10 protein-coding genes are annotated in these 13,452 nt (G+C 75.4%); 5 read left to right on the top strand and 5 right to left on the bottom strand.

From position 1 onward, the window contains the following. The 5 genes from KBX06_RS17810 (at window position 1) to KBX06_RS17790 (ending at window position 5,166) form a co-directional block, all read left to right on the top strand. Window positions 1-1,089, top strand: coding sequence for an STM4014 family protein (locus tag KBX06_RS17810; protein WP_210836250.1), 1,089 nt, complete (start codon window positions 1-3; stop codon window positions 1,087-1,089). Beyond that, entirely contained in the window at window positions 1,077-1,880 is an 804-nt protein-coding gene (locus KBX06_RS17805; RefSeq protein WP_210836249.1) for an STM4013/SEN3800 family hydrolase, read from the top strand. Before KBX06_RS17810 ends, KBX06_RS17805 begins: the two co-directional genes overlap by 13 nt. Then, window positions 1,877-3,199 (top strand): STM4012 family radical SAM protein, encoded by a 1,323-nt coding sequence (locus tag KBX06_RS17800; RefSeq protein ID WP_307854668.1) that lies wholly within the window; start codon window positions 1,877-1,879, stop codon window positions 3,197-3,199. The genes KBX06_RS17805 and KBX06_RS17800 overlap by 4 nt, the downstream gene beginning before the upstream one ends. Beyond that, window positions 3,196-4,149, top strand: a complete 954-nt coding sequence (locus KBX06_RS17795; RefSeq protein ID WP_210836247.1) for an STM4011 family radical SAM protein — start codon at window positions 3,196-3,198, stop codon at window positions 4,147-4,149. The genes KBX06_RS17800 and KBX06_RS17795 overlap by 4 nt, the downstream gene beginning before the upstream one ends. Before the next feature lie 87 nt (window positions 4,150-4,236). Continuing rightward, the gene (locus tag KBX06_RS17790) at window positions 4,237-5,166 is read left to right on the top strand and encodes a diacylglycerol kinase family protein (RefSeq protein WP_210836246.1); all 930 of its coding nucleotides are present in this window, start codon (window positions 4,237-4,239) and stop codon (window positions 5,164-5,166) included. Window positions 5,167-5,188: 22 nt separating this feature from the next. On the opposite strand, the gene KBX06_RS17785 is transcribed toward KBX06_RS17790, so the two are convergent. The 5 genes from KBX06_RS17785 to KBX06_RS17765 are packed head-to-tail and all read right to left on the bottom strand — an operon-like array spanning window position 5,189 to window position 13,448. After that, window positions 5,189-6,364 (bottom strand): PLP-dependent aspartate aminotransferase family protein, encoded by a 1,176-nt coding sequence (locus KBX06_RS17785; protein ID WP_210836245.1) that lies wholly within the window; start codon window positions 6,362-6,364, stop codon window positions 5,189-5,191. Window positions 6,365-6,420: 56 nt separating this feature from the next. Continuing rightward, entirely contained in the window at window positions 6,421-7,281 is an 861-nt protein-coding gene (locus KBX06_RS17780) for a carbon-nitrogen hydrolase family protein (RefSeq protein ID WP_210836243.1), read from the bottom strand. Beyond that, window positions 7,263-7,592 (bottom strand): AzlD domain-containing protein, encoded by a 330-nt coding sequence (locus KBX06_RS17775; protein WP_210836240.1) that lies wholly within the window; start codon window positions 7,590-7,592, stop codon window positions 7,263-7,265. Before KBX06_RS17775 ends, KBX06_RS17780 begins: the two co-directional genes overlap by 19 nt. 5 nt (window positions 7,593-7,597) lie before the next feature. Next, window positions 7,598-8,485 (bottom strand): AzlC family ABC transporter permease, encoded by an 888-nt coding sequence (locus KBX06_RS17770; protein WP_210836239.1) that lies wholly within the window; start codon window positions 8,483-8,485, stop codon window positions 7,598-7,600. After that, the gene (locus KBX06_RS17765) at window positions 8,478-13,448 is read right to left on the bottom strand and encodes a non-ribosomal peptide synthetase (RefSeq protein ID WP_210836237.1); all 4,971 of its coding nucleotides are present in this window, start codon (window positions 13,446-13,448) and stop codon (window positions 8,478-8,480) included. Before KBX06_RS17765 ends, KBX06_RS17770 begins: the two co-directional genes overlap by 8 nt. Window positions 13,449-13,452: the final 4 nt, after the last annotated feature.

Raw genomic sequence — 13,452 nt, 5'->3', positions numbered from 1 at the left:
ATGCGCCTGACCGTCGTCGGCAACCCCGGCAACCGTCGGGTCGACCTGTTCACCCGGGCGGTCCTCGCCGCCGGCCTGCCCCGACCGGAGGTGCTGCCGTGGGCCGACGTGCTGACCGGGGCGGCGCCGCCCGGGGCCGGTGCGCTGGTGCGGATCGACTCGCCCGGCGAGGACGCCGAGGTGGACCGGCTGCTGCGCCGCTGCGCCACCCCGGCGCGGCACGGTGAGCTGGTCGGCCTGGCCGACACGTACGCCGGGCTGCTGGGGGGCCTGGACCGGGTCGCCGCCGGCGGCGCGGAACTGCTCAACGACCCGACGGACGTCGCGGTGCTGTGCGACAAGCGGCGCTGTCACGCGCGACTGTCCGCCGCCGGGGTGCCGGTGCCGGCCGCGCTGCCACCCGTGCACGGGTGGGCGCAGCTGCGGGCGGCGATGGCGACGGCCCGCTGGAGCCGGGTCTTCGTCAAGCCCGCGCACGGCTCGTCGGCCGCCGGGGTCGTCGCGCTGGCCGTGGCCGGGCGGCGGGTGCAGGCGGTGACCACGATCGAGGCGACCCCGGACGGGCTGTTCAACTCGCTGCGGCCGCGCCGCTACAGCGACGAGGCCGAGGTCGCCGCGATCGTCGACCGGATCGCCGCGGAGGGCCTGCACGTGGAGCGGTGGCTGCCCAAGGCGGGGCTCGGCGACCGGGTGGTCGACCTGCGGGTGGTGGCGGCCGCCGGGCGGCCCACCCACGCCGTGGTGCGCGCCGCCCGTGGCCCGCTGACCAACCTGCACCTGGGCAACGCGCGCGGGGACCTCGCCGAGCTGCGCGCGGCGGCCGGGCCGGCGGCGTGGGCGGCGGCGATGGACACCTGTGAGCGGGTGGCCGGGTGCTTCCCCCGCAGCCTCCAGGTCGGGATCGACCTGATGTTCCTGCTCGGCTGGCGGCGCCACGCGGTGGCCGAGGTCAACGCCTTCGGCGACCTGCTGCCGGGGGTGCTCACCGACGGCCGGGACACCTACGCCGAGCAGGTGCGCGCCCTGACCGACGGCCGGTGGGAGCGCCGCCGCGCGGCGGGGCGGCAGGGGCTCACGTGCGCGATCTGATCGGCAGCCACGACCTGCTCCTGCTCACCCTCGACACGCTGCGCCACGACGTCGCCGCCGACCTGGCCGCGCGGGGGCGCACGCCGCACCTGGCGCGGGCGTTGCCCGGCGGCCGGTGGGAGCGCCGGCACTCCCCCGCCAGCTTCACCTACGCCGCGCACCACGCGTTCTTCGCCGGCTTCCTGCCCACCCCGGTCACCCCGGGCCGGCACGAGCGGCTGTACGCGGCGGCGTTCCCCGGCAGCGAGACCGCCGGCACCGACACGTGGGTGTTCGACGCGCCCGACCTGCCGACGGCGCTCGCCGGCGTCGGCTACCACACGCTCTGCCTGGGCGGGGTCGGGTTCTTCAACCGGCGCAGCCCGCTCGGGGCGGTGCTGCCGGGTCTGTTCGCCGAGGCGCACTGGGAGCCCGGGTTCGGGGTCACCTCCCCCACCTGTCTGGACGCCCAACTCGACCGGCTGGCCGAGGTGCTGCCGCGGGTGCCGGCGCGGCAGCCACTGTTCACGTTCCTCAACGTCGCCGCCCTGCACCAGCCCAACCGGCACCACCTGCCCGGGGCGCGGGTCGACGACCTGGCCAGCCACGCCGCCGCCCTGGAGTACGTCGACGGCCGGCTCGACCGACTGTTCGCCCTGCTCACCGGCCGCGGAAGGCCGGTGTTCGCGATCGTCTGCTCCGACCACGGCACCGCCTACGGGGAGGACGGCCACACCGGCCACCGGATCGGCCACGACGTGGTGTGGACGGTCCCGTACGCCCACTTCGTCCTGCGACCGGGGGAATGGTGACCAGCACCGACACGGGCCTCGACGGCTCGCCGTACCAGCAGTACCTGTACGCGTACCCGCACAAGACCTCCTACCGGCCGCTGCGCCCGCGCCCGCTGCTGGCGGACGTGTGGCGGGCCGAGGCGCGCGAGGCGCTCTTCCTCTACGTGCACCTGCCGTTCTGCGAGATGCGCTGCGGGTTCTGCAACCTGTTCACCCGCGCCAACCCGCCCGCCGAGCAGGTCACGGCGTACCTGCGGCAGTTGCGCCGGCAGGCCGGCCGGGTCGCCGAGGCGCTGGGCGACGACGCCGGCTACGCCCGCGCGGCGCTCGGCGGCGGCACCCCCACCTACCTGACCGCCGACGAGCTGACCGAGCTGTTCGCCGTCGCCTCCGCGATGGGGGCCCGGCTGCCGGGCGTACCGCTGTCGGTGGAGACCTCGCCGGCGACCGCGACGCCGGAGCGGCTCGCCGTGCTCGCCGCGCACGGCACCACCCGGGTGAGCATCGGCGTGCAGAGCTTCCTCGACGCCGAGGCCCGCGCCGCCGGCCGGCCGCAGCGGCGCGCGGAGGTGGAGGCGGCCCTGGCCGCGATCCGCGCCGCCCGGATCCCGGTGCTCAACATCGACCTGATCTACGGCATCGACGGGCAGAGCGCCGGCACCTGGCGGCAGAGCCTCGACGCGGCCCTGGCGTGGCGGCCGGAGGAGCTGTACCTCTACCCGCTGTACGTGCGCCCGCTGACCGGGCTCGGGCGGCGGGCGCACAGCCGCGCGGACTGGGACACCCAGCGGCTCGCCCGCTACGAGCAGGCGGTGGCGACGCTGGGGGCGGCCGGCTACCGGCAGGAGTCGATGCGGCAGTTCCGCCGGGCCGACGCGCCCATCCCGGACGGGCCGGACTACTGCTGCCAGGACGACGGCATGGTGGGCCTGGGCTGCGGCGCCCGCTCCTACACCACGTCGCTGCACTACTCGTTCGACTACGCGGTCGGGGTGTCGCAGGTCCGCGCGGTGCTCGACGACTACCTGGCCCGCCCAGCCGACGACTTCCGCCACGCCGAGTTCGGGTTCGCCCTGGACGGCGCGGAGCAGCGCCGCCGGTGGCTGCTCAAGTCGCTGCTGCGCGCCGAGGGGGTCGACGCGGCAGCCTACCGGGCCCGCTTCGGCGCGCTTCCGGGCGACGACTTTCCCGAGCTGGGCCGGCTGGTCGACCGGGGGTGGGCCGACGACGGTGGGCTGCGGCTGACCCCGGCCGGGTTGGCCCGGTCCGACGCGATCGGCCCGTGGCTGACCTCGTCCCGGGTACGCGACGCGATGACCGGGTACGTGCCGAGGTGAGCCTGGCGATCCTCTACCGGGGGCCCCTGGCGAGCTGCAACTACGACTGCCCGTACTGCCCGTTCGCCAAGCGGCACGACCCGCCGGAGCTGCTGCGCGCCGACCGGGCGGCGCTGGAGCGGTTCGCCGGCTGGGTGGCGGCCACCGCCGACGTACGGCTGTCGGTGCTGTTCACCCCGTGGGGCGAGGGGCTGACCCGCGGCTGGTACCGCGACGCGATGGTGTCACTGTCGCACCTGCCGCACGTCGATCGGGTGGTCATCCAGACCAACCTCGCCGCCCGGGTGGACTGGCTGGCCGACGCCGACCCGGGCGCCGCCGCCCTCTGGGCCACCTACCACCCCGGTCAGGTCGACCGGGACCGCTTCCTGCGCCGCTGCGCCCGGCTGACCGGGCTGGGCGTGCGCTACTCCGTCGGAGTGGTCGGCCTGCCGGAGCACCTCGCCGAGGCGCGGGCGTTGCGGGCCGCCCTGCCCGCCGAGGTCTACCTGTGGGTGAACGCCGCCGAGGGACGACGCTACGACGCCGACGAGGAGGCGACCTGGACGCGGCTGGATCCGCTGTTCGGCTACAGCGTGCGACCGCACGTGTCGCTCGACCGCCCGTGCCACGCGGGAGAGACGGCGATCTCGGTGCTCGGCGACGGCACGGTGCGCCGCTGCCACTTCATCGACGAGCCGATCGGCAACCTCTACGACGGGTCGTGGCGCTCGGCCCTGCGGCCGAGGTCGTGCGGCAACGCGGTCTGCGACTGCCACATCGGTTACGTCCACCTCAAGCCGCTCGGCCTGCGGGACGTCTTCGCCGGCGGGGTCCTGGAACGCATCCCGGCGGCCTGGCCGCCGGTACGCCGCCCGGTGCCGGTCGCCGCGCCGGGGCACCGGCAGCCCGCCGATCCCCGGCCCGGAGCCGCTGCCGGCGTTGCACGCCCCGGGCCCGCGCCGGGATAGCAGGCTCGGGCTCCCGCCCCGGCGTCGCACCTGTCGGGCCCCGTCCTCGACGCCCTCACGAGACGCCGGCCGATAGGGTCGGGGCCCATGCGGACGAAGCAGGAACTGGGCGAGGCCATCCGGCGGGACCGGCGGGCCGTCCTCGTCGTCAACGCCCGCTCCCGCCGAGGCCGCCACCTGCACGAACAGGCCCGGGCGCGGCTGACGGCGGCCGGCTTCCACCTGCTCGGCGACCATCCCGTCGACCAGCCCGGCCAGCTCGAACGCGCCCTCGCCGCGGCCGTCGACCTCGGGCCGGACCTGCTGGTGGCCGGCGGCGGGGACGGCACCCTCAGCACCGCCGCACGGCTGCTGGCCCACCGCGACATGGCGCTCGGCCTGCTGCCGCTGGGCACCACCAACAACTTCGCGCGCACCGTCGGCGTGCCGCTGGAGCTCGACCGTGCCGTCGACGTGCTGGCCGGCGGCACGGTGATCGACGTCGACCTCGGCCTCGCCGGCGACATGCGGTTCACCAACCACGTCGGCATCGGCCTCTCCGCCGACATCATGCTCCGGACGCCGCCGCGCCTGAAACGGATCACCGGCCGGCTGGCGTACCCGCTCACCGCCCTGGCCCTGCTGGCCCGGCACCGCCCGCTGCGCGTCACCGTCCGCGCCGGGCAGGCCCGGCACGAGTTCGTCACCCACCAGGTGTACGTCGCCAACGGCGGCTTCCACGCCGGCCGCCCGATCGCCGCGGACGCCGACGCCGACGACCGGCTGCTGGTCGCGTACCCGGTCGGCGGCGCGAACCGGCGTGGCCTGCTACGCGACACCGCCCGCAACGCGGCGACCGGGCACCGCCGCTCCGTCGGCGACGAGCCGTTCCTCGCCGTCGGGGAGCTGTGGCTGGAGACCGACCGGCCGGCGCGCGTCGAGGTCGACGGCGAGCTGTGCGGCCGTACGCCGATCCGGATCGGCCTGGACGCCAACGCGCTGCGGGTGATGGCGCCGGCCGGCAGCCCGGACCGCTGACCGGCGCGGCCGGCCGCACGCGCTACTCCGGCCGGGCCGCCGCGTCGAGGGCCGCCAGGAAGTCGGCGACGAGGTCCTCGGTGTCCTCGATGCCGGTGGAGACCCGGACGAGGCCCTCGCCGATGCCCGTGGCGGCCAACTGCTCGGCGTCCACGATCCCGGCCCACATCGAGCGCGGGTGCACCACGAGTGTGCTGACGCTGCCCAGGCTGGCCGCCCGCTTGGCCAGCCGGAGGCCGTCGAGCAGCCCGGCCGCCGCGCGCCCGTCGCGCAACTCGACGCTGAGCACCCCGCCGAAGCCGGTCATCTGCCGGCCGGCCAGCTCGTGCTGGGGGTGCGTCGGCAGCCCCGGGTAGCGGACCTGCCGCACCGCCGGGTGGCCCTCGACCGCCCGGGCCAGGGCCAGCGCGTTGGCGTTGTGCCGGTCCACCCGCAGCGACAGGGTGCGGATGCCCCGCAGCAGCAGCCAGGCATCGATCGGGCCGAGGGTGCTGCCGGTGACGATGGCGGTCTGCCAGACCCGGTCGACCAGGTCGGCGGAGCCGACGATCACCCCGGCCGAGACGTCGGAGTGCCCGCCGAGGTACTTCGTCCCGCTGTGCCACACCAGGTCGGCGCCGAAGTCCGCCGGCCGCTGGTTGACCGGGGTGGCGAAGGTGTTGTCGACCGCGACCAGCGCGTCGTTGGCGTGCGCCAGCTCGACGACGGCGGCCAGGTCGGTCAGTTCGAGCAGGGGGTTGCTCGGCGTCTCCACCAGGACCAGCCGGGTCTGCGGGCGCAGCGCCCGGGCGAAGGCTGCGGTGTCGGTCTGGTCCACCTGGGTGAAGGCCACGCCGAAGCGGGACAGCAGGCCGGTGACCAGGGACGTCGTGCCACCGTACGTGCTGCGCTGCACGATGACGTGGTCCCCGGCGGAGAGCAGGGCCAGGGCGATCGTGCTGATCGCGCCCATCCCGGAGGCGGTCACCATGCCCGCCTCGGCACCCTCCAACTCGGCGACCACGGCGGCGACCTGCGCGTGGTTGGGATTGCCGTAGCGGGTGTAGAAGGCGTGGCCGCGGGTCTCGGTGGCGACGGCGGCGAACTGCTCGTCGGACTCGGCGCTGAAGGTGGCGCTCTGCATGATCGGCGGCGACACCGCTCCACCCGGGTTCAACCCGTCGTCGCCGTGGACAGCGATCGTGCCGGTGCCGGTCACAGGTTCTCCTCACATGGTGGGTGGCCCGCCGGGCGGCGGATCGGACAGGTAGGGCGTCACCCCGTCGGGACGGACACGGCCACCGGGGGCGGCGCGGGAGCGGCACGGTCGATGAGCATCCGCAGCGCGTCGCGGTGCCATCGCAGGACGGCGTCGTCCAGGTCGGCGACGGCGAGCCCGGGGCCCGTGCCGGCGTCGGCGAGGACCCGGCCGTCGGGAGCGTACACGGCGCTGCGACCGGCGAACTCCCAGCCGCCGTGCGAGCCCGCGAAGTTGGCGAACAGCACGTAGCAGGTGTTCTCCAGGGCGCGGGCCGGGAAGTACACGCCGCGCCGGTGCTCGGAGTCACCCGTCGTGAACGCTCCCGGGCAGAGGTACGCGTCGGCGCCGGCGAGGGCCAGCGCGCGAGCGTGTTCGGGGAAGCTCGCGTCGTAGCAGATGCCCAGGCCGAGCCGCCAGCCACGCACCTCCACCAGGGAATCGGCCCGGCCCGGCACGAACAGCTCCCGCTCGTGGCCGTCCAGGTGACGCTTGTCGTACCCGGCGGCGACCCCGCCGTCCGCGCCGACCACCAGGGCGCCGATCGCCCAGCCCTCGGTGCGTCGCCGGCAGCCGCCGACCACCGCCACCACCCGATGGATGCGGCAGGCCTCGGCGACGACGTCGATCGGGTCACCGCCCGGCTCGACGGCGCACCGCGCGATGTCGTCGCACAGCAGGCCGACGTCGTACCCGCAGAGCGACAGCTCGGGGAAGACGACCAGGTGGACCCCGAGGGCCGCCGCCTCGGCGATGCTCTCCGCCGCGGTCCGCGCGTTGCCGGCCAGGTCGCCGGGGACGGCGGTGACCTGGGCTGCCGCGACCCGCAGCGGGGCGCGACCGGTGGGGTGCGCGGCCGTCACGCAGCCCCCAGCCACCAGCGCAGGCCGAAGAAGACCAGCAGGCCCACCGTCCAGACGATCATGAAGCGCTCGACGAAGAGGCCGGTCACCAGCGTGACCAGTCCCGCCACCAGGTATGGCACGGTGACGACGGTGATCTCGATCCGGTTGTCGACGGGCGCGATCACCGACGGGACGGCGATGGCCGCCAGCAGCGCCGGCGGGAGGTACCCGAGGAAGACCTTGACGTCGTCGGGCAGCACGCGGTCGCGGAAGACCAGCAGCGGCAGGTACCGGGGCGCGAAGGTGGCGAGCCCCATCCCGAGGATGAGCAGCAGCATGGACATTCCCGTCACCTTCCGTCCGTGTCACGGGCCGTCTCCACGGCCCCGCGATCCCCCGCCGCCGCCCCGGCGGTCCGCGGTTGCGGCGTTCGTGGTTCCCGCCCCGGCTCCGCCGGAGTCTCCCCCGGCTCGCCCGACTCCGCCGCTTCCTCCGACTCCGCCGCTTCCTCCGCCGGCTTCGGCGGGAACCACCGCCGTTCCACCACCTCGCAGGCCATGCCGACGAACGCGCCGCCGAACGCCGCCACGATCAGGCCGAGGTTGTAGGGCAGCCCGAGCAGGAGCAGGGCCAGCGCCCCGGCGGAGACCGCCGTCGTCCAGACCTTCCAGCCGACCAGCGCCGAGGCGAGCACCACCAGGAAGACCGCGGTCATCGGGAAGTCCAGACCGGAGCGCAGCCGCTCCGGCAGCAGGTGTCCCGCGATCATGCCGACCACCGTGGCGACAGCCCAGTTGACGTACATGACCGCGGAGGCGCCGAAGTAGAACATGCTCTTGCGCCGGGCCGGCTCGTCGCCCTTGATCCGGTCGAAGGCCACGAAGAACACCGCGTCGATCAGCCCGAAGCCCAGCAGCAGCCGCCACCGCTGGGGCAACTCGCGCACGTGCGGCGCGAGCAGCGTGGAGTAGATCACCATCCGTAGGCTGAGGATCAGCGTGGTCAGGACGATGACCGGCCACGCCGCGCCCTCCGAGATCAGCTTGAAGCCGATGAACTGGGCGGTCCCGGAGTTGACCACCATGGCCAGGCCGAACGTCTCCAGGTAGGACAGCCCGGCGGCCAGGCCGAGAGTGCCGCCGATCACGCCCAGGGGAAAGGCGGAGAGCAGGAACGGCACCATCGAGCGGGCTCCGGCGATGAACTCGCCCCGCGCGGTCGGCGTACGGTCAGACATGATCCTCCCCAGGACGGCGGGCGGACGGAACGGCGGCCGCCGGCGGCGCGCCCGGTCCCGTCGCGCCGACGATAGCGGCCACGTCGGCCGCGCGGGTGCGGCAGAAGTAGTGCCCGCCCCCGTCGATCTCCTTGAGCTGCACGTCGGTGGCGATCCGCCGCCACGCCTCGTGCGCCGAGCCCGGCCCGGCCGTCAACGGGTCGTCGGCCGCCACGACCACGGTGACCGGCACCGACAGCGGCTCCCCCGCCCGGTCCCGCAGGTAGCGGTGCGAGCCGACGGCGTCGTGCCGGAAGGCGGCGACCAGCGCATCGACGTGCCCGGCGTCCAGGCCGTCCAGCTCCGTGAAGCCGGTCTGGTCCACCAGCCAGCCCACCACGTCCGCCGGTGCCATTCCGGTCACCTCGGCGATGCTGGCGTCGATCTCCTCCGGCCCGCGCAGCAGCTTGCCGCCGAGGAACAGCCGCTCGGGTACCCGGCCGGCGGCGGCGAGCAGCCGGGTGACCTCGATCGCCGCCGCCGCGCCGACGCAGTGCCCCCAGACGAGCACCGGCCGCCCGCCCAGCTCACCGATCTCGGCGGCCACCCGGCGGGTCAGCTCCGGCAGGTCCAGCAACGGCTCGGGCCGGCTGACGTCGTGCCCCGGCAGCGCCACCGCGTGCACCGCGATCCGGTGCGGGGCCAGTGCCTCGGCCAGCGGCCGGAAGGCGAGCGGGCTGCCCGCCGCGTACGGGAAGCAGACCAGGACCCGGTCGTACGCGGCGTCCGGCGGCGACAGCGGTTGCAACAGGCCGTCCTCCGGCGCGGCGTCCGCCTCGACGGCCCGGGCCAGCGGGCCGAGCGTGGAGGTGGTCATCAGCTGCCGCAGGGTGACCAGGGGCCGCAGCGCGGCGATCACCCGCATCGCGGCGAGCGAGTTGCCGCCCAGGTCGAAGAAGTTGTCCTCCTCGGCGATGCCGGCCACCGGCACGTCGAGCGCCCGCGCCCAGGCCTCGGCGATCCGCCGGGCGACGGGCGTGCCCGGCGCGGTCCGCCCGGCCGGCGCCTCGGGCCGGCGCGTCGCCGGGGCGGCCCGCTCGAAGCGGCGCCGGGTCGGCGTGGTCCGGGCCTCGGGCAGGCCGGGCCGCAGCCCGTCGTGGGCGCGCTCCGGGTCGGTCGCCAGCTCCGCCAGCACCCGCCGGTACACCTCCCCGATGCCCGCCGCCTGCTGGGACGTGAAGGCCGCCGAATGGTAGTGCAGGCTCAGCCGGACCCGGTCGGTGAAGAAGTCCCGCATGAACTCGGCGCGCAGCGCGAACTCCGTCTCCGTGCTCACCTGCACGTCGAGCAGGTCGAAACCGGGCAGCTCGCGCAGCTGCTTGAGCAGGTAGAAGTGGGTGTAGTTGAAGACGGTCTCGAACAGCAGGTCGGTGGTGCCGGCGTCCGCCTTCATCTGGGCCATCGGGTAGCGCCGGTGGGGCAGCAGGTCCACCTCCGCGCGGTACACCGCGTCGACCAGGTCGGCCCAGGAGCCGGCACCGAGGTCCACCCGCATCGGCACGGTGTTGAGGAACAGCCCCAGCGCCCCGGTGGCGCCCTCCGCCTCGGGCCGCCCACTCTGCTCGTACCCGGTGACCACCTCGGTGTCCCCGGCGAGTGCGCCGACCACCTTGACGTGCGCGGCCAGCAGCACGGTCTTCAGCGGCACCGCCAACCGGTCGGCCGCGCGCAGCAGCCGCTCGGAGAGCGCGTCGTCGATCTCCACCTCGTGGAAGACCACCGGCCGCTCGGCCGGGACCTCCGGCGGCTGCCACCGGGGCAGCTCGGTCACCCCGCCCGCGGCGAGGACGCCGCGCCAGAAGTCGCGGTCCGCCGCCGACTCCAGCGCCCGGCGTTCCAGGCCGATGTAGTCGCGGAAGTGGTTCTCGGCCGGCCCCTCGTCCGGCCGGTCCCCGGCCAGCAGCCGGTAGTAGGTGTCGAAGAGCTGGGTGTGCAGCAGGGTGATGCTCCAGCCGTCCAACGCCGAGTTGTGCTGGCTGACGCTGTAGCGGTAGAGCTCCTCGCCGAGGACGTGTACGTGGATGCGGACCAGGCCCGGCTCCTGCCAGCGGAACCGGTACGACTGCTCGCGCGCGTGCCAGTCGGCGTACCAGCGCTCCTGCTCGGCCGGGTCGCGGCCGCGCAGGTCCACGATCCACAGCGGGCTCGGCGCGTCGGCGTGCACGAGTTGCAGGTACTCGCCGAAGCCGGTCAGGTGGTAGCTGGTCCGGAAGATCGGGTGGCGTGCGACGAGGATCCGCACCGCCTCGGCGAACGTCGCCTCGTCGAACGGCGCGTTGATCAGGAAGCTGATGATGTCGTGGTACTGGGCGGCGCCCCGGGACAGCTCGTTCTCGTAGATCAGCCCGGCCTGGAGCTGCCCGAGCGGGTACGCGTCGACCACCCCGGCGGGCAGCCGGGCCCGGTCCGCCTCGTCGAGCAGGGCGAACGGCGGGTGCGTCACCGCCCGCTCCCCACCGGGCGGGCCGGCCGCGAGCAGCGCCGCGATCGTCGGGTGGCGGAACAACTGCTGGAACGTGAGGTCCACCCCGGCGGCGTGCGCCCGGGCCAGCACGGTGACGAAGTGGATCGAGTTGCCGCCGAGGGCGAAGAAGTTGTCCTCCACGCCGACCCGGTCGAGGCCCAGCACGTCGGCCCAGATGTCGGCGAGGAACCGCTCGGGCCCGGTGCGCGGCGCGACGTACGACCGCTGCGGCGCGGTCGGCTCGGGCAGCGCCCGCCGGTCCAGCTTGCCGCTGCCCGACAGCGGGAACTCCGCCAGCTCGACCACCCGGGCAGGGACCAGGTAGCCCGGCAGCAGGGTACCCAGGTGGGTGGTGAGCGTCGCCTCGCCCACCGGCTCGTCGGCGACGACGTACCCGACCAGGTTGCCGTCGCGGGCCACCACCACCGCGTCCTTCACGGCCGGGTGCCCGCGCAGCGCCTCCTCCACCTCGCCCAGCTCGACGCGGTAACCGCGCACCTTCACCTGGTGGTCGAGGCGGCCCAGGTAGTCGAGCGTGCCGTCGGGCAGCAGTCGGGCCAGGTCGCCCGTGCGGTACACCCGCGCCTCGGCCACCTCCGGCGCGGCGACGAAACGGTCCCGGGTCAGCTCCGGCCGGTTCAGGTAGCCCCGGGCGAGCTGCACCCCGGCGATGCACAACTCCCCCGGCACCCCCACCGGCTGGGGGCGCAGCCGCTCGTCGAGCACGTACAGGCGGGTGTTGTCCACCGGCCGGCCGATCGGTACCCGCTCCCGGCCGGGCCGGCAGCGGTGGTGGGAGACGTCGACGGTGGCCTCGGTGGGCCCGTACAGGTTGACCAGCGTCGCGGCGGGCAGCAGCTCCGCGAGCCGGTCCACCTGCCGGGGGCCCAGCGCCTCGCCGCTGGCGAAGACCTGCCGCAGGCTCGACAGCCGACCGGTGTCGGCGGTGCCGAGATAGTCGAGGAACGCGCCCAGCATCGACGGCACGAAGTGCGCGGTGGTGACGCCGTGCGCCTCGACCGCCTCGATGATGGCCTCCGGGTCGCGCTCCGCGCCGGCGGGGAGCAGGCAGACGGAGGCACCCTCCCGGGCCCACCAGAACAGCTCCCACACCGACACGTCGAAGGTCGTGGGGGTCTTGTGCAGGATCACGTCGGCGGGGCCGATCGGGTACAGCCGCTGCATCCAGGCCAGCCGGTTGGCCAGCGAGCGGTGCTCGATCATCGCGCCCTTCGGGGCGCCGGTCGAGCCGGAGGTGTAGATGACGTACGCGAGGTCCCGCCCGTCGCGCGGGGCGTCGGGGCCGGGCGACGCGGCGGCGGACACCGGGGCGGCGGTCGGCAGCGGGAGCACCGGCACGCCGTCCGGGACCCGCGCCGGGTCGGCGGCGAGCACCACGGCGGCCCCGCTGTCGTCGAGCAGATAGGCGACCCGCGCCGCCGGGTAGCCGGGGTCGACCGGCAGGTAGGCGCCGCCGGCGCGCAAAGTGGCCAGGATCGCCACCAACTGCTCGCGGGAGCGCTCGGCGAGCACGGCGACGATCGACTCCGCGCCCACCCCGGCACCGCGCAGCCGCTCGGCGTACGCGACCACCCGGGCCTCCAGTTCCGCGTACGTCCAACTGCCGGCCGCGGTACGCACGGCGACGGCGGCCGGCCGGGCGGCGGCCCAGCGGGCGACCCACTCGTCCGGCCGACCGGCCGGGTCCTGGTCGACGCCGGTGTCGTTGACCTCCCGGAGCACGTCCCGGTCACCGTCGGTCAGCAGGCTCAGTTCCGCCACCGGCGCGTCCGGCTCCGCCAGCGCCCGGCCCAGCAGCAGCGCCAGGTGGGCGCCGATCCGCTCGGCCGTGGCGCCGTCGTAGCGGCGGGCGTCGTGGTGGACCGTCACCTCGGCGGCGCCGAGGGCGAAGAACACCCCGACCCCGGCGCCGTCCGGGGCGCCGCCTCCCACCGCCACGTCGACGAGCGGGTGCGGACCGGAACCGTCGGCCGCCGCCAGTTCCTCGGCGAGCAGCTCGACCGGGTAGTCGGCGTGCCGGGACGCCTCGGGCACCGCCGCGCGCAACTGCCCGACCAGGTCGCGGTAGCTGGTCTCCGCCGCGCAGCGCACCCGCAGCGGCAGCATCCCGGCCAGCTGCCCCGGCTCGCCCGGACGGCCCACGAGCATGTCCTCGGCGCCGGTGTAGCGGCGCAGCAGGGCGGCGACCGCGGCCGTCACCAGGACCTGGCGGGCGTCCTCGCCGCCCCGGCCGGCCCGCGCGAGCCGGTCGACCAGCGCCTCGTCGAGCGGCACGGTGACGGCCGCCGGCTCGGGCGGGGCGCCGGGCGTCGGCGTGCGGTCGGCGGGGAAGCCGACCGGGTCGGCGCCGGAGTCGAGCACGGCCCGCCAGTGGCGGGCGTGCTCCGGGCGGCGCGCCGCGGCGATCTTGAGCTGGCCCCGCGTCATCAGCGACTGCATGATC

It is taken from the genome of Micromonospora sp. C31 (assembly GCF_018070575.1).
Lineage (GTDB): Bacteria > Actinomycetota > Actinomycetes > Mycobacteriales > Micromonosporaceae > Micromonospora.
The sequence above is the reverse complement of the archived record's forward strand: the minus strand, read 5'-3'. Positions and strand labels throughout refer to the sequence as shown.